This window comes from Vibrio sp. 1-1(7) (assembly GCF_013048485.1).
Lineage (GTDB): Bacteria > Pseudomonadota > Gammaproteobacteria > Enterobacterales > Vibrionaceae > Vibrio > Vibrio fujianensis.
On the sequence record NZ_VHSP01000005.1, the window covers coordinates 130,579 to 154,181 of the forward strand.

Consider the following 23,603-nt stretch of genomic DNA (forward strand, 5'->3'; position numbering starts at 1 on the left):
TTAGGCCCTTTTGAGTTTGAAAAATGAACGGTGAGGCGGATCACGTTCTTCCTATTATTACATTAAAATAGTGAGTGCTCGCTATCATTTAAATGTTTTTAAATGAAGGGTTTTTATTTTTTTTAAGATTATTGAGATCTTGCTCACTACCGGATAAAACGGAAAGTTTTAGCCGGAAAATAAATCTGGCAAATTGTTGTGATTATCATCGCAAACCTTAGCGATAAGTGAAGCGTGAGCAGCCTTGACAATATTTTTCTATCAAAAATCACCAGTAAGCGAGGTTTTGGTCTAAACATAAAATGCCGGATAAGTGAGTTTTTTTGCTCTGTAAATCAAGGTGCGTTGGTGTGTTATTGGCATGATGAAAACCCTTAGCAAGCCTCAAAGAAGAGGATGTGTGTTTGAGTCCGCTTTACCCAATGAATAAAGCCTGATTTGATCATGCTAGTGAGGTTTAGGGCAAGGAAGGTATTAGACGGGACAATATAAAAAACCCGTTAAAACGGGTTTTTTAGGCCGACTGAATTAGGGGGCTGTTGATCTTTTGAGCTGATTGTTGCAGCCGTTTGTGCTTTCTTTATTCAAGGCAGAGAGATTTAAAATGTCGTTACTCTACCTGATGAGAAGCCGATAACGCCGTAGCAAGGAGCCGCACACGCTTTTATCTCGAACAAAATTTAATCGCGAAAGGTCAACAAACCCTAGTCACTGGTTAATAGTTTTTGCAGTTTATCGCGTTGTACCTCGATATAGGTTCGTTCTGGACTTTGTTCTTTACAATGTTCCAGAATATAGTCTAGTGAGTTAAGCACCGTGCGCCAGCGAGGCGTTTTAGGCAGGGTTTCAATTCTCAGGTATTTATCTAATGTGCGGGTTTGCAAGGTACTACGGTCTAAATAAACACGCCATAACCCACTCTGTTCAGCAAAGGTAAATTTACTTTGCCCCGTTGCCTTTTCCCAGTAATCAAGTGCACTGGTCATTGCTTCAACCAGCACTGAGCGCATTAAATCTTGTTTAGATTGATGCTCTCCCGCTACTTTTTCTGCAATACGGGTAAATTCTCCACCGAGTTCTTTTAATTGTTGGAGTTTGTCTTTATCACCATCAAAGGCATAGCTAGATAAGGCCTCTACTGCGGTTTCTAAGTGATGGATTCTTGTCGCATTGACATTGTTTCCAATATTAAAGATATACATGGCTTTAAACCCAGAGCCTTCAGGAAGACGCAGAATATCGGCTGAAATATGTTGCCTAATATCATCGACATAGATATCAATGTTTCCACAGTAATGTTCTTGCTCGACCAGTAAATACTTTGCTGCAATTAACTCTTCAGCATCTGAACGCTTGAGCTGTTCCTGACTGCGTTTAAATAGTCGAGTTGCCGCTTCATTAGCAAAGCGAATTTTATGATCATCGCGTAGACACAAAATAGCTTCTGGTGCTGAATCGAGCTGCTCTAATAATCGGCCCTGAGTTTCAAGTAAGCTCGCTTCAACCATTGCTCTTTGTTTTAGCTCTTTTTGCAATTGCGCATTTTCGATGCGTCTTTTTTCTGCTTGGCTTGCTGTTAAATGGGCTTGAATACGAGCGGCCAGCTCTTGTTTATTGAAGGGTTTTGATAAGTAATCATTAGCACCCACGTCAAACCCTTTGAGGCGATCATCGTTTTGATTGAGCGCTGTGAGCATAATAATAGGTAACTGCGCATGATCGTAATGTTGACGTAGCTGTTCGCATACTTGGTAACCACTCATACCGGGCATCATAATATCGAGTAATAAAAGCGCAGGTTGATCGTGTTCAACGGCAGATAATACATCATGACCGTCTAAAACCGTTTTCACGCGGTAGCCTTCTAAGCGTAAAAAGCTATCTAGTATGCGTAAATTGACCGGTTCATCATCAGCGACTAATAACAGTGGCCCGTCAGGATTTTCAGGAAGATGGTGTTCATCATCTTGCTCTAACTCGGTAAACTCTGGAACTTGAAAGTGTGCGATTTGAGTTCGTTGCACATGTTCTATCTGTTCTTGTGTTGCGAGTGGTAGTGTGAAACTGAATGTCGTACCGACCATGGGTTGACTGCTGACGTATAACGAGCCATGCATCAGTTCAATTAACTGACGGCTGATCGATAGCCCTAAGCCAGCACCTTGGCGATAACGGCTACTATCGTGCCCTGCTTGAATCAACGGCTCAAAAATATGCTCTAGCTGTTCGGCTGGAATGCCTTGCCCTGTATCCACGACTTGTACTCGAACATGATCTTGCAACTGAGTGGCAGAAATGACAATTTTCCCTTCAGAGGTATATTTAATCGCGTTGCCAATTAAGTTATATAACACCTGTTCAAGGCGTTGAGCATCAGCCGATACCCAGACGGATGTTTCAGCGACTTGGTTAATAATTCGAATTTGTTTTTTGCCCAATAAATGGCTAGAAAGCTCCAATACTAAGCGAGTGGCACTGGCGAGATTGACGGCTCGATAATCCATGTCTAAATGACCATAACGCATTTTATGGTAGTCCAAGAGATCATCAACCAAGCTTGCCAGTCGTTGTCCGCTACTGATAATGATATCGAGTTGATATTTATGTGCGGCATTGATTGGACCATTGGCCCCAGAAATTAATGCTTCAGCAATACCTATCATGCCATGTAATGGGGTTCGGAGTTCATGCGAGGTGGTGGCAAGAAACTCATCTTTAAGTTTATCGGTTAATTGTAATTCGTCGTTTTGTTTGCGAATAACTTGAATGTTATTTTCTAACTCAATATTTTGCGACTTAATAAGCTGGATTTTTTCTCGGATAGAACGTTGCATGCGTTCAAAGCTGACAGCCAGTCGGCCAATTTCATCGCGACGTTGAGTATTGATGATCGCTTGATCGAGATCGCCCGCGGAAGCACGCTCTGCTGCCCATGTTAACTTTAATAAAGGCGCGGTGATAAAGTTGGATAAATAATGAGAAGCAATGACGACTAAAATCGTTGCAATTAACATGGCGACAATAAATAATTTTTCTAATTGACGAACTCGAGCAAATGCTTCTTTCTCGGCAACTTTAACCACAAGAGCCCAGTCTAAATCTTTAATTTTTATTGGCGCATAAGCGGCTATGTATTTTTCACCCAAGGTGTTTTTATAGGTACCTACCGCTCGTCCGCCCGCCAGTGCTAAATCGATCACATCAGCACTGGTATCAATATCGCTTTGATTGTTACCGAGAATGCGAGAATGATGATCTTGTCCGACTAAGAGCGTGCGTTTTGATGAACCATTGTTATTTTCTGAAATTAATTTAGTGATACCATTATTGGGTAATCTAAACATGGCATAACTGTGTAAATAGCCTTGCTGTATAATGGGGGCTCCCATCCATGCGTAGGGTTGCCCATCTTCAGCGATAAAATCGGATAGCACCACCGGCGTGTAATCTTCATTGATTTTGCGATTTTCGCTAATAAGCTGCTCTAAACGTTGAAAGGTTTTTCCTAGGTTTGAGTCTTTATAGCGTCCACTGAGCAGGTTAGTACCATAGTTGTCATATTTATAGATGGAGTAGACCACGTTGCCATTGAGATCGACCAGTAATATATCGTCAAAATCGGATCGTTTTAGCAGCTCAAGATAAGCTGAATGATAACGTTTATGCAATAAACGGTAGCGCTCACTGCCGACATAACTACTGGATTTAGGCAGTACGGAGGTTTTAATTTGATCGCCAGAGCCAAGAATATAACGTTGTTGTGCATGCTGCCGGGCTTGCTCAATATTATCGCCTAATCGCTGAAAGGCATTGACTAAACCATAAAAACGACCGCCACTGGCATATGCCAACTCAGAACGGACAAACCCCATCACTTCTGATTCTTTAGCGTTAAGGTAATCAATGACTTGCTGTTGCTTAGTGTCACGTAATGAGACGAGGTGAGAGGTGCTTTGCTCTTGTAAGTCTTTACTGTGAGAATGAAGAAAAAACAGTGCTGTCAGTGTGAGAGGGGTGAGACTGAGCACTAAAAAAGCCAACATCAGCGTATTTTGCAGACGTTTGAATTTTTGTTTTCGATTGAACCTAAACATGGATAAAACGTTACTTGTAGTGATACTCACGATGAACAGAGCCTTTGTGAGAAAATAGAATTAAGGGATAGAGAAAGTAACGAAATTAACGAGTTTTTTTACTTTGACAAGTAAGTTACCCTGAAAGCGTGGACATGGACGCAATTTTCTCGTCCAAGCGGCTATTGCCGTTAAAATTGGTCAATAACCGCCCATCGATTACTTGCTGGCATGGTAAATCGAAAATTTACTGGTCTTACTGAGTGTCTCACAATGACCAAATGCCTGTTCGATAATAGGGGGATATTTAAGAAAACTGTTAGCAACTAAAAATAACTGCCCTGAACGAGTGAGGTAATTGGGAGCAGAGTGCAATAACGTCTCGGTGACCTGATAACTGGTCTCTAAGCCAGAATGAAACGGCGGGTTACTGACAATCACATCGTAATTGGTCGCCGTATCTGAATAAATGTCAGAAGCAAACACACGCCCTGAAAGCCCATTGGCGGCTAACGTTGCCTGACTAGAGCAGATGGCAAGGGCGTTGATGTCACACATCTCTAACTCAATTTTCGGGTTGAGCATTGCCATAACACATCCAATAACCCCAGCACCACAGCCAAAATCAAGTACTTTACCTTGTAGATAGGGGAGAGTATCAAGCAGCAATTGACTACCTAAATCAAATTCACCATGGCTAAATACGCCGGGGAGACTACGGATGGTTAACTCATGCTGCTGGTATTGCACCGAATAAGATTTAAACCAATCTGTTAGAGCAAAATCAGCCACTGTTTCGCGGCATTCTCCCCAATAAAATGAGCAGCGTCTTGCTGAATCATATTTTTTGATCGATCCGTAAGGTTTGAACATTTTTTCAATGCTTTTCACCCCAGATCGGTTTTCACCGATGACGATGACTTCACAAGGTGAAGGAAGCTTAGCTAAGAGCATCGCTAAGAGGTATTGAGCTTCGAGCTTCGCTTTAGGCCAATAGATGACAAGCAGATCGGCATCGAGATTTTCGGTTAATTCTGCACCAAAATAACAATTTACAGCAGACGATTGCTGTAATTGGCGGTAATAACCATAGTGCGTGGTAAAAACCGCAACGGATAAGCAGTGTTTCGCCAGTAGTAAAGGAAAGCCATCTTCTATTTCTCCAGCAATCAGTACTTTTTTGCCAGAAAAATAAGTCAGTTGACGCTCAGCGATTTGACTTGGCGCGGTGTAGTGAGACATAACAAACTCAAGAGCAAATTCAGGGGCCAAGATTTTCGCACAATTGCCTCTTGGCTTGAAGGAGTTTAACTATTGTCTTGTCGATTTAAAAAGGGTTGGAACTCTTCTTCATAAAGGTTAAATAGCACCATCGTAATGGCAAAAATTAACGGGCCATAAATCAAGCCAATGAATCCAAACAGTTGCAACCCTCCTAATAACGAGAAAAAAATCATTAAGGTGTTCATCCCAGCACTTCCTTGCATGAGGAATGGGCGCAGTAAATTATCGATAGAGCCAACAACGGCGATGCTCCATATCAATAAGAAAACCATCCAAGTCATATCACCTATAATAAAAAGGTAAAGAGTGGCAGGAACCCAAATCAACGCTGTACCGACCACTGGAATAAAAGAAGCAAAGCCCATCATCGTCCCCCAAAATAGACCAGGAAAACCGGCCAGCCACATACCGAACCCACCGGCGACCCCTTGGGCAATAGCGGTTAGAAATGAGCCCATGACTGCAGATTTAGAAACTTGTTCAATTTCATTGAGTAAGCGGTCTTCTTGGCTACGTGATAATGGCACGATATGGCGGATCGCGAGAATGATTTTATCGTGATCGCGCAGGAGGAAAAATAAAACAAACAGCATCAAAAAGAAGTTGACTAAAAAGCTGGTTGCATCGCCTAAAACTTTGGCACTGAGGGAAACGAGATCGCTAGCAAATGTCGTGGCTAATTGTGCGGTTTTTTGTGCTATCTGTTGCGGGGTTATTTCATGAAAGGGCAGGTAATCATTCGCTAATGCTAATCCTTTTTTCACCCAAGGATAAGACAATACGGTTTGAATTCCTCCTTCTGTGCCCCATTGATAGAGGTTTTGAGAAAACTTCGCACCTTGTTGGATCATCGCGGTAAATACCAGTAATAATGGAAGGACAATGATAAAGACCAGAATAATGCATGACAAAAGCGCAACTATATTTTTATGAGTCGGAAGTTTAGTTTCTAGCTTTTGATGAATCGGGAACATCAGCAAGGATATGATAAAAGCCATGATGATGGCGTTGATATAAGGTTTGAGTAATAAATAGCAACTTAGGGCCGCGACAAGCAGTGCAGCAATCAGCACCCAATGGTTTGAGTTCAACTTTAGTTTATCTGGCACAATCCGATTCCCTTTGTTAGATGATTCATGGCGCGGCTCGTGAAGGTGGGTTGATTTTAAAGCTTAAAACAGCCTGCCGATTCTTCACGGTTCGGTATATAATGAACGCAATTGAGTTGACGGGCAATGGGGAGATAAAAATGGGCTGCTGTGATAAAGAGTCTTGCTGTACACCGAAAAAATCGTTTTTCCAGCGAGTGCCTTGGTTAATGATGATACTCGTTATTTTGGCGGTATTGGTGGTGATCTATTGGCAGTAATTGACAGGCATTCACTCCCCCAAAAGGCTGCTTTGCAGCCTTTTGGGGTTTAACGCTTATGCTTGGGTTTAACGCTTATGCTTCTTGTGCTAATTGAGCAAAGCTGCGGTCTGCCGCTTCTAGTGTGGCTTCAATTTCTTTACTGCCATGCGCTAAAGAGGTAAAGCTGGCTTCAAATGCAGAAGGTGCTAGATAGACACCATAGCCCAGCATCAAATGGAAGAAGCGTTTGAAACGAGCCACATCACATTTAACCACCTCTTCGTAACAAGTGACTTGAGGTTGATCGGTGAAGAAGAAGCCAAACATGCCTCCTGCTTGATTGACTACCAAAGGAATACCATGCTTGTCAGCCAAAAATTTTAAACCTTCGGCCAATTGTTTGGTTTTATAGGCTAGGCGTTTTTCATTGCCTTCTTCTTTTAATAGTGACAGGCAAGCGTAGCCAGCCGCCATAGCGATCGGATTACCCGATAAGGTTCCGGCTTGGTAAACAGGCCCTGTTGGCGCGATGTACTGCATCACTTCCTTACGGCCACCAAAGGCACCGACTGGCATCCCGCCGCCAATGACTTTGCCCAAGGTTGTTAGGTCGGGTTTAATATTGTAATGGGCTTGTGCTCCGCCGAGTGCGACACGAAACCCTGTCATTACTTCATCAAAAATCAGTAGCGCTCCTTCTTGGTCACAAATATCGCGAAGTCCTTCATGGAAACCGGCTACAGGCGGAATACAGTTCATATTGCCAGCGACGGGTTCGACGATAATGCAGGCGATTTCTCCAGGGTTCGCCGCAAATAGCTGGCGTACCGATTCTAAGTCATTAAAACGTGCAGTTAGGGTATATTTAGCAAAGTCAGCGGGAACACCAGGAGAGCTTGGTTGGCCAAGCGTCAGTGCTCCTGAGCCTGCTTTTACTAGCAAACTGTCTGCATGTCCATGATAGCAGCCTTCAAATTTGATGATTTTATCTCGCCCGGTATAGCCACGTGCAAGGCGAATAGCACTCATTGTAGCTTCAGTTCCAGAGTTAACCATCCGGAGTTGCTCCATTGATGGAACCAGTTCAGACACCAACTCTGCCATCGCGATTTCCATTTCAGTTGGCGCACCAAAACTTAAGCCTCGCTGCGCTGCATCGATGACGGCTTCTCTGATCACCGCATGGTTATGGCCAAGAATCATCGGGCCCCATGAGCCAACATAATCAATATAAGCTTTTCCATCGGCATCAAAAATCAGAGCGCCATCGGCACGGTCAATAAAAATAGGCGAACCGCCAACACCGCTGAATGCTCGAACGGGAGAGTTCACCCCGCCAGGGATTTTTGTTTGTGCCTTTTGGTAAAGATCTTCTGATTTGGTCATTGATACTTCCTCTTTATGATTGCTCGACCTATTGCGCTGTGCATTGTACGCTGATGAAGCAAGAGGTGAAATCATTTCGCTTATTTCTGAGAGCGAAGACTTAGCATCAGAAGGTAGAACGGCATCTTTTTTTGTGTGGCGAGTTTCAGATAGGTTTAAGTATGGATTTCTCTGCCTTTTGCGCAAATAAAGGTAAAATAGACTAACCAAGATTCGTATAATGGTATCAATGGATGATTTCATTGCCGTTGCGGTTAATACTTGAACGAATTAGTCGGGTATTAGATAATCTAGCCAACAGAAAAATAATGATGCTCATAGATCACAGATGAGTATGGAACGAGTGAGAGAGGTCGTTGTGAGCGAAGCCAATATCCCATTATCCTTTTCGGATGCCGCTGCAAAACGTGTGCGGGCTTTAATTGCCGAAGAAGAAAATCCAGAGCTAAAATTACGTGTTTATATTACTGGGGGCGGGTGTAGCGGCTTCCAGTATGGTTTTACCTTTGATGAAAAAGTTAATGAAGGTGATACCACGATTGAGAATAGTGGCGTCACACTGGTGGTGGATCCGATGAGTTTACAGTACTTAATTGGTGGTGTGGTGGATTATACCGAGGGCTTGGAAGGTTCACGCTTTTTTGTCAATAATCCAAATGCCACTACTACTTGTGGTTGTGGTGCCTCCTTTAGCGTGTAGCCGGTTGCGACCAGCGAATCGAAGTAAAAAGCCCTTGTTGTATCGAGCAAGGGCTTTTTTATGGCTCAGAGTTTATCAACCTTTACGGGGTGGCGTATAGCAGTTGACTATAACGATGCAGGGTATCCAAGTGAAGTTTGGCTTGAGTAATGAAGCTTGCTTTATTTTTTCCAGTCAATGACTTTGCTTGAGGTAAATCGACAGTGCGTGGATCTTTATGCACACCATGGACTAAAAATTCGTAATGTAAATGGGGCCCCGTGACACGACCTGTTCCTCCCAATGTACCGATGACTTGTCCTTGCTTAACTCTTTGGCCGGTTTTCACTGTCCGACGAGTTAAATGCAGATATTTGGTGAGATAGGTATTACTGTGGCGGATAAAAACATAATTTCCATTGAATTGGTTATAGCTCGATTTTTCGACAACCCCATCCCCAGCAGCCCAAATAGGCGTGCCGACAGGGGCGACATAATCGGTGCCACGGTGGGCTTTTAACTGTCCAGTTACCGGATGGAGGCGACGAGGATTAAAGTTAGATGAGACACGGCGAAAATCGAGTGGTGAACGCAAAAAGGCTTTTTTCATTGCCCGTCCATGTTCATCAAAATACTGGCCAGTTCGATCATCTAAAATAGCTGTAAATGTTGTACCTTGATTGGTAAAAATGGCGGCAATGATCTGACCGCGTCCAACCACTTCACCTTCAACCACCTTTTCTTGGAAAAGTAATTGGAAGGTATCTCCCGCTCGAATATCCAAAGCAAAATCGATATCCCAACCAAAAATTCCCGCCAACTCCATAATTTGGTTAGCGGTTAGTCCTGCTGCATTGCCGGCATTCCAAAAATTCGATTGAATTTCTGCTTGAGCGTAGTTGTATTGATAAAAGACCTCTTTTTTATCCACTTTGGATGAAAAACCAGACTCTGTGCGGGTGATATCAAAAGTCTCATAAGCACTGATTCGGCGTTTTAGTTGAATCAGTTGATTTTGCTCATCAAAGCCAAATTGTAGTTCATCGCCTGGACGTAGTCGGCTCAACTGCTGATCAATGATCTGACTACTTGAGGTCAGTTCATATAAAAGACGAGGAGACAAACCAATACGTTGAAACAGTATCGCGGCACTTTCTCCAGCCTTTACGTGGTAGGTTTCCCAGCGCAATAGCGTGGAGGGCAAAATAGTATGGCCGGGTGAGAGAGCTTCACTATTGATCGTTAATGGATAATGCCGGCCAATTTGCAGGCGTTCAGGGTGGTTTCTCAATGCTTCCGGATCTGGGAGAAAAAATAGCGCAATAACAATTAACGCACTAAAAAAGGCAATAAATGCCCGATGAACCCAGGGAAGACGAGCAAAAAGTGCTAGCATACTCGTGTTCGTTCAATCATTAATAATAAAAATAGCCAGTTGATTAGTCTAACTGGTTTCAAAAGTCATCGCTATTCAAGTAATATGTCAAACTATTAAATTTTTGCCAAATCTGTGGGAGTGAACAAGAATGGCGAGTATTGAAGCTGCTTTAGCGGAGATTAAGCGTGGTGTTGAAGAACTAATTCCAGAAGAGGAGTTGGTGGCAAAACTAAAAGAAGGTCGCCCTTTACGTATTAAATTAGGAGCCGATCCAACAGCGCCAGATATTCATTTAGGCCATACTGTAATTCTTAATAAGTTGCGCACTTTCCAAGATTTAGGCCATGACGTTACTTTCTTAATTGGCGACTTTACGGGGATGGTCGGTGACCCAACAGGAAAAAACACCACACGGCCACCGCTAACGCGTGAAGATGTGCTGCGTAATGCCGAAACTTATAAGCAGCAAGTGTTTAAAATTCTCGATCCAGCGAAAACCAAAATTCAATTTAACTCAGAATGGTTATCTGAATTAGGAGCGGAAGGGATGATCCGTTTGGCTGCCCATCAAACGGTTGCTCGTATGCTTGAGCGTGATGATTTTAAAAAACGCTATGCAGGTGGTCAGCCAATTGCTATCCATGAATTTATGTATCCGTTATTACAAGGGTATGATTCAGTAGCGATGGAAACCGATGTCGAGCTGGGTGGAACCGACCAGAAGTTTAACTTACTGATGGGGCGTGAATTACAAAAAGCTAATGGTCAAAAACCCCAAGTCGTGTTGATGATGCCTTTATTGGTTGGCTTGGATGGCGAGAAAAAAATGTCTAAATCGGCCAATAACTATATTGGTGTAAGTGAAGCACCGAGCGAAATGTTTGGTAAGATCATGTCGATTTCAGACGATCTGATGTGGAGCTACTACGAACTACTATCTTTCCGCCCACTCGCTGAACTCGAGCAGTTTAAGGCTGATGTGGCGAAGGGTAAAAATCCACGTGACATTAAAATTTTATTGGCCAAAGAGATCATTGCCCGTTTTCACTCCGCAGCCGATGCAGATGCCGCTGAGCAGGAGTTCATTAATCGTTTCCAAAAAGGCGCTTTGCCCGATGAAATGCCAGAATTCACTTTTGAAAAAGGCATTGCTATTGCGAACTTATTGAAAGAGGCAGGGCTGGTCGCTTCAACCTCTGATGCGATGCGTATGATTAAACAAGGCGCAGCCAAGCAAGATGGTAAAAAGCTCGAAGATGCCAAACAGACAGCGCAAACCGGTACTTATGTTTATCAAGTTGGTAAGCGTAAATTTGCTCGCGTCACGATTTTATAAATGAATAACAGTGGGAAGGAGTAAACACCTGACCGCGGCATGATAACAAAAGCGCATCATTGCGCTTTTGTTTTAGTGGCGATGTTCGGTGAGTGATGAGTGCTTAAAATGACCTGGTAAAAATGTCGTTCAAACTGAGTGATAGGAGTATCAACGGGTTTTTTCGGGGCGGGCTTGGCAGGAAAGTAATCGGTAATCCATTGAATAAAGAGCGCTTGAGGCTGGCCCTTGTTGTCAAGCGAAAACCCCACCATATTATGAGTGCTATATAACGAGCCACTTTTTGCTTTTAAGCGACCACGAATTTTTCCATCTTGCATACTGCGTCGATAGAGCAAAGTACCATTCTCTCCAGCGCTAGGTAGTGCGTCAATTAAATGCAGTTCATTATCATGCTGCCAGAGATAGTTGAGGATTTGTCGCATCGACTTTAGGCGAACGCGATTATTTCTCGATAAGCCAGAACCATCAACAATTTGAGCATCATTGATATCTATTCCTGTGCGAGTAAAGATAATTTGTTTGAGTGCTTCACTGCCATTATTGAAGCTGCCGGGTTGTTGAAAAAATGTTTGTCCTAGGGTTTTCAACAGTGCATCGGCAATGAGGTTATCAGAATCTTGCAGCATCTTGGTGAGTAGCTGAGGTAAAAATTCAGAGCGATGGCTGGCAACAAGTGACCAATTTTGACTTTTTGGTGCGCCTAATTTTACTTCGCCGTCCAGTGTCATTCCTAATTGATTAAGTAACTGGTATATCACGCGTTGTGTATACAACTCAGTGTCTTGTACTGCAAATTGAAGGGGAAGAGGTTGATTGCGCTGAGTTAAACAGCCTGAAAGATGGTAGTGGTTATCGCGGCTAGCAATCAGCTCTAAATCACAGTGCTGAGCTTGTTGTTGTGTTTGTGTCACACTTCGGGCATCACTGCGAACATAAACCGGATAGTGAGGTGGCACATAGACTCGGGTTGTTCCGTCATCTTGGGTATAAATCGAGGCTTGAATGCAGTTACCATCTAAATTGATCGCGCTAATCGGCGCGCTGTAGCAAACCCCAAGGCTATCCCAAGGCCAACCGACGGCTCTTTGGTATCCGGTAAAATGGCGAGCATCTAACCAAATATTGCCCCGGATATGTTGACCATGTCGCTGTTTATAGCCAAGTAATAAGGTTTTTAAATGCCTCGAGGTTAAGGTGGGATCACCGGAGAAAATCAAGGCTAAGTCTTGCTGATCACTGCGTAGTTGCGTCTCAAAATAAAACTCATTACCTAATTCGAGTTGACTGGCGAGTGCGGTAACAATTTTTAATGTGCTGGCTGGGGGGAAATAGGCCCCCGTTTGCTGCTGCAAGATTGGCTGCGCATCGCCTAATTTCTGAATAACTAACCCACTGCGTGTGCCTTCGGGTAAGAGCGATAAAAAGTCTTGGTTGACAGCAAGATGAGCAGAACAAGGGAATGTTGACAATAACCAGAGGGTTAAACAGAGGAAAAAGCGCATACACCATCATGAGTAAAGCTGAGAATCAACAGAGTATACCAGAGAATAAAACGCCTGCTAGTAGCAGGCGTTATCTATAACCTATTAACGAATCAATCAATTAGAAATCGTAACGTAGGCCTAGCGCTAATTCGTCTTCAGCTTGTGTTTTAGTTGCTGTATCAGTTCCACCAACTACACCAATTTTGTCGCCTTTATCAATCATATTGAAGTTATAAGAGACATAAGCGCGGAAGTTTGGTTTAAAGAAATAAGTTGCATCAACCGCTAGGTTATCCGCTGAGGTTTCTTTATTGGTTTCTGCATTGTTATAAGTCAGAGTAAACACAGTTTGGTTTAGTGTGTATGCTGCTGCTAACTCATAACCCGTATAGTCTGCATCGTGCTTCGCTAGTTCACCGTCAGTGAATACACCTGCAAAGTAGAAATCAGCCATTTTATAAGAAGCGGCTAACATATATTCATTCGCTTCATCTTGGTCTGCATAGCCAGCACCAACTTTAAAGCCTGTATTTGCAAACGCGTAGATAGCAGATAGAGAGTAACCATCTTGGTTGTTATCTGCATAACTACCATTGGCTGTTGTGCCTTCACGGTCAGCAAAACGGTAGCTCGCTTTAACCGCTAAATCATCAAATTGACCTGCGTAAGTCAGCATGTTGTCTGCGCGGTCAGCAACCGTTAGTTTGTGAGCTGCAGAGTTACCGTGGTAAGCCATAATATCGGTAAAGTCAGTAACTACACCTAGTGCGCCATCATTTTTACCGTAAGTGACGAGGCCAAAATTACCGCCGATACCGGCAAACGCATAACGGTTAGTGATGTCGTTGCTATTTGCATCAACTTCGCCGCCATTATCTGCGGTGGTGAATTCACCTTCATAGAAACCAACGCCGTATAGGCTGTCGTTGATTTGAGTTTTGCCCAGTACGTTTACACGAGCGCGAGTTTTGTCTTCAGCTTTGCCATCTTTTAGAGATAGGCGTGCTTCTGCACGACCACCAAGAGTAAGTGAAGTACCATCTTGATTATAAATTTCACCAGCATTTACGCCAGCTGCCATTGCTGCTGCTGAAACGGCTAAAGCGATTAAAGTTTTGTTCATCTTATTAAATCCTAATTTACTGTCCATAAATCATTATTGTCTGCAAGTAACCTACAGGGGAGCAGTGTCACTTGAGCTACGAATATTAAAATGCATTCAGATTGCTTCATCGACATGATGTGTCAGCAAGTGAAGCATTCGTTTTCGTGCTTCTATTTGTAACTGCAAAGTTCCCCGATGAGTTAGTAAAATGATATAAATCCCCCTTATGAACAGTGTTTTATTGTGATGTAAAAAATATCAAAGCTTTGATTTTAATTGTTTTTATTGCTATTAATAACACTGATCTGATCAGTAAAAAAAACCAATTATTTAGTTTTTTTTACTTTATTCTGTGGTTTTAAGCAAAACCTAAGTGTGCACAAGATCACGTAAAGTGAATAAGTTCATAATGAATCTCAAATTCTGATCGCAATACTTGAATTTGGATGATTTCATCACCATGTTTGTTTACACTAATGGATAATGCATTCATCAATCACTACCTAGCCTATATGGGTTGGGTAGTTTTGTATTGTCCAAAGATAACTTTGGCATAGAGGTAATTATGGAAAAAGTTCCTATGACCGTCCGTGGTGAAAAACTACTGCGTGACGAACTCGAGCGGTTATTGAAACTGCGCCCGCAAATTTCTCAAGCAATCGCAGAAGCGCGTGAGTTGGGAGACTTGAAAGAAAATGCTGAATACCATGCCGCACGAGAAGAGCAAGGTATCTGCGAAGCTCAAATTCGTGATATTGAATATAAACTTTCGGTGGCACAGGTGATCGATGTCACTAAGATGGAAAATACGGGCAAAGTCATTTTTGGGGCTACGGTAACTTTGATCGATGTCGATACCGAAGATGAAAAACGTTACCAAATTGTCGGTGATGATGAGGCTGAAATTAAAGCCGGACGTATCTCCGTGAGTTCACCGATAGCTCGAGGCTTGATTGGTAAAAGCGAAGGGGATGAAGTCTCTATCAGTACTCCAGGCGGTGAAAAATTGTTTGAGATTGATCGCGTTGAATATCTATAATTCATTCGCCCATGGCGATGGATTAAACATAAAAAGGTCGCAATAAGCGACCTTTTTATCATTTATAATCTACACGTGACAGGCTATTTACGTGGTAATTCGATTTTACGCTGCTCAGATGGACGATAAAGAACCACAACTTTCCCAATAAGTTGGACTTTTTCTGCACCAGTTTCACGAACAATGGCATCCACTATCAATTGTTTCGTATCACGGTCTTCTGATACCACCTTCACTTTTATCAGTTCATGGTGATTAAGCGCAATTTCGATTTCTGCTAAAACAGCTTCAGTGAGGCCATTGGCCCCCATAAGCACGACCGGATTTAAATGGTGTGCCAAGCCTTTAAGATGCTGCTTTTGTTTGTTGCTTAGGTTCATTACGCGACCAAATTTATTTACTATAGGGTTGAAAACCACCATTTTAACGCCATCTATCCAGGAAGACTATATTTTCTGCCCAACTTTCTCTGGTAGAGACAGCTTTAGTTAGGAATCGAATGAGTAAACAGAAGCATTCAGCGAGTTCTGGTCGCTGGTTGAAAGAACATTTTGATGATAAGTATGTGAATGAAGCGAAGAAAAGAGGTTATCGTTCACGTGCTATCTTTAAATTGGAAGAAATTCAAAACAAAGATAAATTGCTTAAGCCTGGGATGACCGTTGTTGACCTTGGGGCCGCTCCCGGTGGGTGGTCTCAATACGCAGCCGGTATTGTTGGTGAACAAGGTCAGGTCATTGCTTGTGATATTTTGCCTATGGACTCCATTGCTGGCGTGGCTTTTTTGCAAGGTGATTTTAGAGAAGAAAGTGTTTTAGAAGCCTTGCTCGAACGTATTCAACCCGATATGGTCGACATCGTGATGTCGGATATGGCACCGAATATGGCCGGAAATTTATCGGTCGATCAACCCCGAGCGATGTATTTGGTCGAATTAGCTTTAGATATGTGTCGACAAGTTCTTGCTCCTGATGGTAGTTTTGTGGTCAAAGTGTTTCAAGGCGAAGGATTTGACCCGTACGTTCAAGAGGTACGACACCTTTTTAAAACGGTCAAAATTCGTAAACCAGATTCATCAAGAGCTCGCTCTCGTGAAGTTTATCTTGTTGCGACTGGTTACAAAGGCTAACTATTTGGCTTGACGCGAGAATACTTACACTATAGCTACAGTGAAAAAACTGTAGTACCCTACCTTTAATTACAACTAGTTATCGCGAGGCTGACACCTTGAGTGATATGGCAAAAAATTTAATACTGTGGCTCGTTATTGCCGTTGTGCTGATGTCTGTTTTCCAGAGCTTTGGCCCTGGTGACAGTAATGGAAGAACAGTCGATTACACCACATTTGTACAGGAAGTTGGTCAAGGCCAAATTCAAGAAGCTCAATTCAAAAACAGCGAAATTACCTTTACTCGTCGTGGGAGTAATAATCGTTTCGTTACCTATATGCCGGTGTACGATGAAAAAGTACTTGATGATCTGATTAATCAGAATGTCAAAGTACAAGGTACACCACCGGAAGAACAAAGTTTACTTGGAACGATTTTTATCTCTTGGTTCCCTATGATTTTGTTGATTGGGGTATGGATATTCTTCATGCGTCAAATGCAAGGTGGCGGTGGCAAAGGCGCAATGTCGTTTGGTAAGAGCAAAGCTCGCATGATGAGTGAAGAGCAAATCAAAACCAATTTTAGCGATGTTGCGGGCTGTGATGAAGCGAAAGAAGACGTTAAAGAGCTGGTTGATTACTTGCGTGATCCCAGTCGTTTTCAAAAGCTGGGCGGTAAAATCCCAACGGGTGTGCTGATGGTTGGTCCTCCGGGAACGGGTAAAACCTTGCTAGCAAAAGCAATTGCTGGTGAAGCTAAAGTGCCGTTTTTTACTATCTCCGGTTCAGACTTTGTCGAAATGTTTGTCGGTGTGGGTGCTTCTCGTGTACGAGACATGTTTGAACAAGCTAAAAAAGCTTCACCTTGTATCATTTTTATTGATGAAATTGATGCGGTTGGTCGACAACGTGGTGCGGGTGTCGGTGGTGGACATGATGAGCGAGAGCAAACATTAAACCAAATGTTGGTTGAAATGGATGGCTTTGAAGGCAATGAAGGCGTGATTGTTATTGCGGCAACCAACCGCCCAGATGTGCTTGACCCGGCTTTACTTCGTCCTGGGCGTTTTGACCGTCAAGTTGTTGTTGGCTTGCCGGATGTTCGAGGTCGAGAGCAAATTTTAAAAGTTCACATGCGTAAAGTACCATTAGCCAGCGATGTTGAACCTTCTTTGATTGCCCGAGGTACCCCTGGTTTTTCGGGGGCAGACTTAGCCAACTTAGTTAACGAGGCGGCACTGTTTGCTGCTCGTGGCAATAAACGTAATGTTTCGATGGTAGAGTTTGAACTGGCGAAAGATAAAATTATGATGGGGGCAGAGCGTCGCTCGATGGTGATGTCTGAAGAGACCAAAGCCTCTACCGCTTATCATGAAGCGGGTCATGCCATTGTTGGTCGTTTAGTTCCAGAGCACGATCCGGTTTATAAAGTTTCAATTATTCCGCGAGGTCGAGCTTTAGGGGTAACCATGTACTTACCTGAGCAAGACCGAGTGAGTATGTCTAAGCAGCATTTAGAGTCTATGATTTCGAGCCTCTATGGCGGACGCTTGGCTGAAGAGTTGATTTATGGCCCCGAAAAAGTATCAACGGGTGCATCTAATGACATTGAACGTGCAACTGAGATCGCTCGGAAAATGGTCACTCAATGGGGGTTCTCTGAGAAGTTAGGCCCTATGCTGTATGCTGAAGATGAAGGTGAAGTTTTCCTCGGTCGAAGCGTAACGCAAACAAAACATATGTCGGATGATACAGCCAAACTGATCGATGATGAAATTCGTAAAATCATTGATCGTAATTATGAGCGTACTCGGCAAATTTTGTTGGATAATATGGATATCATGCATGCCATGAAAGATGCACTGATGAAATATGAAACCATTGATGCTGGCCAGATTGACGATCTTATGGCTCGTAAACCAGAGATTCGCGAACCCGCTGGCTGGGGAGATCAAGCAAAACCTGTTCAGCAAGAACAAGCATCAGACGATAAGCCAGATGCAGAAAAACGCCCATCAGAATCAGTGCCAGAGGAACCGGTGGATAATGAATCTGCCCCTACTGAGAAAAAAGACACTGAATAAGGCTAGCACGCTAATCAAACCCCGACTTGTTCGGGGTTTTCTGTTTCAGGCTAAATTTTATTTTTATTGTCACTGTAAATATTCAGAGAGTTATGGACATTCGAACTGATACTAAACAGCTTTCTTTGCACCGCCCACAAGTTATGGGGATTTTAAATACCACACCTGATTCGTTTTCAGATGGTGGACGTTATACACATTTGAATGATGCATTTGATCGGGCCGAGCAAATGATAGCAGCCGGAGTAGATATTATTGATATCGGGGGCGAGTCGACTCGGCCTGGCGCTCCTGCGGTTTCTCTTGCTGACGAATTACAAAGAGTCATTCCGCTGATTGAACGGATTAGGGCTCGCTATCCCGATATCTGGATTTCGATTGATACCAGCAAAGCGGAAGTGATGCGGCATGCTGTCGATGCAGGTGCCGACCTCATCAATGATGTTCGTGCATTACAAGAGCCTGGGGCATTACAGGTTGCGGCTCAAGCGAATATTCCCGTTTGTATTATGCACATGCAAGGAGAGCCTCGCACCATGCAAAACTCTCCTCATTACGATGATGTCATTAAAGAGGTGAATGATTTTTTTGCTGAGCGAATCGATGTTTGTTTACAAGCTGGGATCAAAAAACACAATATTATTCTTGATCCTGGTTTTGGCTTTGGTAAATCGATTGAACACAATTATCATTTGCTAGCTCATTTAGATAAATTTCATCACTTTGAGTTGCCGATTCTGGCTGGCATGTCGCGTAAATCGATGCTGTTTAAGTTACTAGATAAAGCCCCCGCAGAATGCATGGTTGCAAGTGTCGCAGGGGCGACGATTGCGGCAATAAAAGGAGCGCATATTCTGCGTGTCCATGATGTTGAACAAACGATAGAAGCCATGGCGATAGTGCAGATGGTAAATAGAAATAAATAACAAACAAAAATATTAAGGAATCATCATGTCTGAAACACGACGTTATTTTGGTACTGACGGGGTACGAGGTAAGGTAGGGCAGTATCCGATAACTCCTGATTTTGTATTAAAGCTGGGATGGGCTGCCGGGCGTGTACTGGCACAGCAAGGCACAAAAAAAGTCATTATTGGCAAAGATACACGTATTTCTGGCTATATGCTTGAGTCAGCGTTAGAAGCTGGGCTTGCGGCGGCGGGATTAAAAGCGATTTTCACTGGGCCAATGCCAACGCCGGCGGTCGCTTATTTAACCCAGACCTTTCGTGCGGAAGCTGGAATCGTTATTTCTGCTTCACATAATCCATATTACGATAATGGTATTAAGTTCTTCTCTTCTGCGGGGACTAAATTACCCGATGAATTGGAGCTGGCCATTGAGGCTGAATTGGATAAACCACTTGAATGCGTGGAATCAGCCGAGTTAGGTAAAGCGACGCGTTTAGTTGATGCGGCTGGACGCTATATTGAATTTTGTAAAAGCACCTTTCCATCTGAATTAAGCCTTGCTGGTTTAAACATCGTGGTGGATTGTGCACATGGAGCCACTTACCACATTGCCCCGAATGTTTTTAAAGAATTAGGTGCTAATGTGATCGCGATGGGAACCGAACCTGATGGCTTGAATATTAATGATCAAGTGGGGGCTACCGATATTCGAGCTTTACAGCAACGAGTTGTTGAAGAGCAAGCTCATCTAGGCCTTGCTTTTGATGGTGATGGTGATCGCATTATCATGGTGGATCACTTGGGGCATAAAATTGATGGTGACCAAATTGCTTATATCATCGCGCGAGATGCATTGCGGCGAGGAGAGCTAAAAGGTGGCGTTGTCGGCACCTTAATGACTAACCTAGGGATGGAAAATGGCCTGAAACAGTTGGGGATTCCATTTTTACGCGCTGCGGTTGGTGACCGTTATGTGATGGAAAAATTACTCGAGAAAGGTTGGAAAATTGGTGCTGAGAATTCAGGTCATGTCATTTTGCTGGATAAAGTAACCACAGGGGATGCGATTGTGGCAGCTTTGCAAGTTCTTGCTTCTGTGGTTGGCAGTGAAATGTCGTTACATGATCTGGCACAAGGCATGACACTGTACCCTCAAGTCCTTGAAAATGTGCGTTTTAACGGTGATAGTAATCCGCTTGAGTCTGGTGCGGTGCTTGAGGCAGTCAAGTATGTTGAATCTCAGTTAGGAGAAAAAGGACGGGTATTACTGCGTAAATCAGGAACCGAGCCTTTGATCCGAGTTATGGTAGAAGGTGAAGATGCCGCTTTAGTGCAATCGTCTGCCCTGCATATTGCTGATGCTGTAAAAGCAAACTGCTAACCTATAAATTCCCCACCAACAGATTAACGTTGATGGGGAATTTTCTTTTTTCACTAAACTTTGAGCCTTTTTTGACCGTTTGGTTGATAAAAAAGGATTTTTTATCAAATACCTCTTGTCAGCGAAACGAGCATTCGTTAGTATTGCGTCCGCCTTCAGTGAGGAGGTCGCTAGCCTTGTTTAAGTCGAATGATTTAACGGCGCTGGCTCAACAATTTGGAACATAGGTGGAAGTCATGTTTAGCGTTCTACTTGTGATTTACCTGTTGGCAGCGGTTGGTATAATTGGCCTCGTATTGATTCAGCAAGGTAAAGGCGCAGATATGGGAGCCTCTTTCGGGGCTGGTGCTTCAAACACAGTGTTTGGCGCGAGCGGCTCAGGTAGTTTTCTAACCCGAATGACTGCAATTTTTGCAACCGTATTTTTTGTTATTAGCTTAGTGTTAGGCAATATGTCTACTCACAAAATTGAGTCTCAATGGGTTGATCCATTACAAGGTCAAGTTATCGAGCAAGCTAATGATACAGTGAGTGAAGTTCCTCCCGCATCAGGTGATGAAATTCCTCAATAACTTATCGTTACGATAAGTTCAGGTTATGCCGAGATGGTGAAATTGGTAGACACACTAGCATGAGGTGCTAGCGCCTTAGGTGTGAGGGTTCGAGTCCCTCTCTCGGCACCATATTTACAAACTTGTAAATTATACCTTGTACAGCTTATAATTGCTTACAAGTCGGACGCGGGGTGGAGCAGCTTGGTAGCTCGTCGGGCTCATAACCCGAAGGTCGTCGGTTCAAATCCGGCCCCCGCAACCATTTTTTTATGGATGCAAGTTTGGCAGTGTCAACCTCACTGCAATTGAGAAGGCATTCTCAATTTATCTGGGTCCAGCAACAAAAAACCCCGACTATCGGGGTTTTTTGTTATCTGAATTTCATTACGTTAATTCAGGTGCTTGCTTGGAATTTAAATTGGGCTCTATGCCCTTTTTTTGTTTCTGGAGTGGTTTAAATGACAGGTTTAGAAAGACAACTTACTGAAATGCTTGAAGCTCCAGTGGTAGCATCAGGTTATGAACTCGTTGGACTGGAATTCGTACGTGCTGGTGAGCATTCTACATTGCGTATTTATATCGATCATGAAAATGGTATTACCGTTGATGATTGTGCAGAAGTGAGTCATCAAGTTAGTGCAGTATTGGATGTTGAAGACCCGATTACGGTTGCTTATAACCTCGAAGTCTCCTCTCCTGGTTTAGAAAGACCACTCTTTAAAGCAGCGCATTATGAGCAGTTTATCGGTCACGATATCAATATCGTGTTAAAAATGGCGGTAGGTAACCGTCGTAAATGGAAGGGAAAAATTCATACCGTAGAGGGTGAAACCATCCATATAATGGTTGATGGTCAAGAAGAGCATTTCGCTCTCAGCAACATTGCCAAAGCTAACCTGATCCCTAAATTTTAGTTCTCCTAGAGAAAAGAGCTTAAGAGGCTATACCATGAGTAAAGAAATTTTAGCGGTTGTTGAGGCGGTTTCGAATGAGAAAGCAGTTCCTCGTGAGCGTATCTTCGAAGCGCTAGAAGTCGCACTGGCCACATCAACCAAGAAAAAACATGACATTGAAATTGATGTTCGTGTCGCGATTGACCGTAAAACGGGAGAGTTTGAAACTTTCCGCCGTTGGTTAGTGGTTGATGAAGTTGAAAATCCGACCAAAGAAATCTCTTTTGATGCCGCAAATTATGATGATGAAACGGTACAATTAGGCGATTACGTTGAGGATCAGATTGAATCGGTTACTTTTGATCGCATCACAACCCAAACGGCGAAGCAAGTGATCGTACAGAAAGTTCGTGAAGCTGAGCGTGCGCAGATTGTCGAGCAGTTTATCGACAATGAAGGTGAGCTAGTGACAGGCGTGGTCAAAAAGGTCAATCGTGACACGGTGATCTTAGACTTAGGTAACAATGCTGAAGCTGTGATTTTACGCGATGATCAACTGCCGCGAGAAAATTTCCGTTCTGGTGACCGTGTTCGAGGGCTGCTTTATAAAGTGGCTCCGGAAGCTCGAGGTTTTCAGCTGTTCATTACCCGTTCAAAACCAGAAATGTTAGCGGAGCTGTTCCGCGTTGAAGTTCCTGAAATTGGTGAAGAGCTGATTGAATTGAAAGCTGCTGCTCGAGATCCTGGCTCGCGTGCGAAAATCGCAGTGAAAACCAACGACAAACGTATTGACCCAGTTGGCGCTTGTGTTGGGATGCGTGGTGCTCGTGTTCAAGCCGTGTCTGGCGAACTTGGTGGTGAGCGTATTGATATCGTGTTGTGGGATGATAACCCTGCACAATTTGTGATCAATGCAATGGCACCAGCCGATGTTGCCTCGATCATCGTTGATGAAGATGCACATGCAATGGATATCGCTGTCGAGGCTGATAATCTTGCGCAAGCGATCGGCCGTAATGGTCAGAACGTCCGTCTTGCATCTCAGCTAACCGGTTGGGAACTGAATGTGATGACCGTAGCTGATTTACAGAAAAAGCACCAAGAAGAGTCTATGGCTTCAATCGAAAACTTCATGAAGTATCTCGATATTGAGCAAGACTTTGCTGAGATGTTAGTCGAAGAAGGCTTCTCTACATTAGAAGAGATAGCTTATGTTCCAGTTAACGAGTTACTGGAAATTGATGGATTAAACGATGATCTGATCGAAGAGCTAAGAACTCGAGCAAAAGATGCTTTAACCACCATGGCTCTCGCGCAAGAAGAGACATATGAAGGGCTTGAACCTGCAGATGATCTACTTGCTCTACCAGGTTTAGAGCGTGAAATGGCATTTAAATTGGCTGCGAAAGGGGTTGCAACTCTAGAAGATCTCGCAGATCAAGGCATCGATGATCTCGAAGGTATTGAAGGCCTAACCGAGCAACGTGCGGGCGAATTGATTATGGCGGCTCGCAATATTTGTTGGTTTGGCGAAGACGCATAAGTTTCAGCAAG

General features: G+C 43.4%; 19 protein-coding genes and 2 tRNA genes. 13 read left to right on the top strand and 8 right to left on the bottom strand.

The annotated features are described in order from the left end of the window. Positions 1-704 precede the first annotated feature (704 nt). The 3 genes from FKN05_RS14540 to FKN05_RS14550 all read right to left on the bottom strand — a co-directional run bounded on the left by FKN05_RS14540 (position 705) and on the right by FKN05_RS14550 (position 6,466). Complete coding sequence (locus FKN05_RS14540; protein ID WP_170887820.1) at positions 705-4,094, bottom strand: response regulator; 3,390 nt, start codon at positions 4,092-4,094, stop codon at positions 705-707. 198 nt (positions 4,095-4,292) lie between these two features. Beyond that, positions 4,293-5,315, bottom strand: coding sequence for a 16S rRNA (guanine(1207)-N(2))-methyltransferase RsmC (gene rsmC, locus FKN05_RS14545; protein WP_170887821.1), 1,023 nt, complete (start codon positions 5,313-5,315; stop codon positions 4,293-4,295). A gap of 65 nt (positions 5,316-5,380) precedes the next feature. Beyond that, positions 5,381-6,466, bottom strand: a complete 1,086-nt coding sequence (locus tag FKN05_RS14550; protein ID WP_099610618.1) for an AI-2E family transporter — start codon at positions 6,464-6,466, stop codon at positions 5,381-5,383. 101 nt (positions 6,467-6,567) lie between these two features. On the opposite strand from FKN05_RS14550, the gene FKN05_RS14555 reads away from it, so the two are divergent. Beyond that, on the top strand, positions 6,568-6,726 hold the full coding sequence (locus tag FKN05_RS14555; RefSeq protein ID WP_157928678.1) for a hypothetical protein: 159 nt from the start codon (positions 6,568-6,570) through the stop codon (positions 6,724-6,726). 75 nt (positions 6,727-6,801) lie between these two features. Here FKN05_RS14555 and hemL read toward each other — a convergent pair whose 3' ends face one another. Continuing rightward, complete coding sequence (gene hemL, locus FKN05_RS14560; RefSeq protein ID WP_099610620.1) at positions 6,802-8,094, bottom strand: glutamate-1-semialdehyde 2,1-aminomutase; 1,293 nt, start codon at positions 8,092-8,094, stop codon at positions 6,802-6,804. A gap of 358 nt (positions 8,095-8,452) precedes the next feature. On the opposite strand from hemL, the gene erpA reads away from it, so the two are divergent. Continuing rightward, positions 8,453-8,794, top strand: coding sequence for an iron-sulfur cluster insertion protein ErpA (erpA, locus tag FKN05_RS14565; RefSeq protein ID WP_099610688.1), 342 nt, complete (start codon positions 8,453-8,455; stop codon positions 8,792-8,794). Between the two features lie 82 nt (positions 8,795-8,876). On the opposite strand, the gene shyC is transcribed toward erpA, so the two are convergent. Next, positions 8,877-10,169, bottom strand: coding sequence for a peptidoglycan DD-endopeptidase ShyC (gene shyC / locus FKN05_RS14570; protein WP_161426849.1), 1,293 nt, complete (start codon positions 10,167-10,169; stop codon positions 8,877-8,879). A 130-nt stretch (positions 10,170-10,299) separates the two neighbouring features. Between shyC and tyrS the strand changes: the two genes are divergently transcribed. Beyond that, positions 10,300-11,487 (top strand): tyrosine--tRNA ligase, encoded by a 1,188-nt coding sequence (gene tyrS / locus FKN05_RS14575; RefSeq protein WP_161427788.1) that lies wholly within the window; start codon positions 10,300-10,302, stop codon positions 11,485-11,487. A 56-nt stretch (positions 11,488-11,543) separates the two neighbouring features. On the opposite strand, the gene dacB is transcribed toward tyrS, so the two are convergent. Then, positions 11,544-12,992 carry a serine-type D-Ala-D-Ala carboxypeptidase gene (gene dacB / locus FKN05_RS14580; RefSeq protein WP_170887822.1) on the bottom strand — a complete coding sequence of 483 codons (1,449 nt, stop codon included), beginning with the start codon at positions 12,990-12,992 and terminating at the stop codon, positions 11,544-11,546. A 100-nt stretch (positions 12,993-13,092) separates the two neighbouring features. Beyond that, positions 13,093-14,097 carry a porin gene (locus FKN05_RS14585; protein WP_099610624.1) on the bottom strand — a complete coding sequence of 335 codons (1,005 nt, stop codon included), beginning with the start codon at positions 14,095-14,097 and terminating at the stop codon, positions 13,093-13,095. 547 nt (positions 14,098-14,644) lie between these two features. Between FKN05_RS14585 and greA the strand changes: the two genes are divergently transcribed. Continuing rightward, positions 14,645-15,118, top strand: coding sequence for a transcription elongation factor GreA (gene greA / locus FKN05_RS14590; protein WP_170887823.1), 474 nt, complete (start codon positions 14,645-14,647; stop codon positions 15,116-15,118). 83 nt (positions 15,119-15,201) lie between these two features. On the opposite strand, the gene yhbY is transcribed toward greA, so the two are convergent. After that, positions 15,202-15,498: a ribosome assembly RNA-binding protein YhbY gene (yhbY, locus tag FKN05_RS14595; protein ID WP_078926153.1), complete on the bottom strand. Its 297-nt coding sequence runs from the start codon at positions 15,496-15,498 to the stop codon at positions 15,202-15,204. A gap of 119 nt (positions 15,499-15,617) precedes the next feature. Here yhbY and rlmE point away from each other — a divergent pair, with 119 nt between their 5' ends. The 9 genes from rlmE to nusA all read left to right on the top strand — a co-directional run bounded on the left by rlmE (position 15,618) and on the right by nusA (position 23,592). Then, positions 15,618-16,247: a 23S rRNA (uridine(2552)-2'-O)-methyltransferase RlmE gene (gene rlmE, locus FKN05_RS14600; protein WP_099610626.1), complete on the top strand. Its 630-nt coding sequence runs from the start codon at positions 15,618-15,620 to the stop codon at positions 16,245-16,247. A 107-nt stretch (positions 16,248-16,354) separates the two neighbouring features. Continuing rightward, positions 16,355-18,310, top strand: coding sequence for an ATP-dependent zinc metalloprotease FtsH (gene ftsH, locus FKN05_RS14605; RefSeq protein ID WP_170887824.1), 1,956 nt, complete (start codon positions 16,355-16,357; stop codon positions 18,308-18,310). Between the two features lie 92 nt (positions 18,311-18,402). After that, positions 18,403-19,236, top strand: a complete 834-nt coding sequence (gene folP / locus FKN05_RS14610) for a dihydropteroate synthase (protein WP_170887825.1) — start codon at positions 18,403-18,405, stop codon at positions 19,234-19,236. Between the two features lie 25 nt (positions 19,237-19,261). Next, complete coding sequence (gene glmM, locus FKN05_RS14615; RefSeq protein ID WP_099610629.1) at positions 19,262-20,602, top strand: phosphoglucosamine mutase; 1,341 nt, start codon at positions 19,262-19,264, stop codon at positions 20,600-20,602. A gap of 236 nt (positions 20,603-20,838) precedes the next feature. Beyond that, positions 20,839-21,174, top strand: coding sequence for a preprotein translocase subunit SecG (gene secG / locus FKN05_RS14620; protein WP_099610630.1), 336 nt, complete (start codon positions 20,839-20,841; stop codon positions 21,172-21,174). A 27-nt stretch (positions 21,175-21,201) separates the two neighbouring features. Beyond that, positions 21,202-21,285, top strand: a tRNA-Leu gene (locus FKN05_RS14625). Positions 21,286-21,341: 56 nt separating this feature from the next. Continuing rightward, positions 21,342-21,418 (top strand) — tRNA-Met (locus FKN05_RS14630). Positions 21,419-21,614: 196 nt separating this feature from the next. After that, on the top strand, positions 21,615-22,070 hold the full coding sequence (rimP, locus tag FKN05_RS14635) for a ribosome maturation factor RimP (RefSeq protein ID WP_099610631.1): 456 nt from the start codon (positions 21,615-21,617) through the stop codon (positions 22,068-22,070). Positions 22,071-22,104: 34 nt separating this feature from the next. Then, the gene (gene nusA, locus FKN05_RS14640) at positions 22,105-23,592 is read left to right on the top strand and encodes a transcription termination factor NusA (RefSeq protein WP_099610632.1); all 1,488 of its coding nucleotides are present in this window, start codon (positions 22,105-22,107) and stop codon (positions 23,590-23,592) included. Positions 23,593-23,603 lie beyond the last annotated feature (11 nt).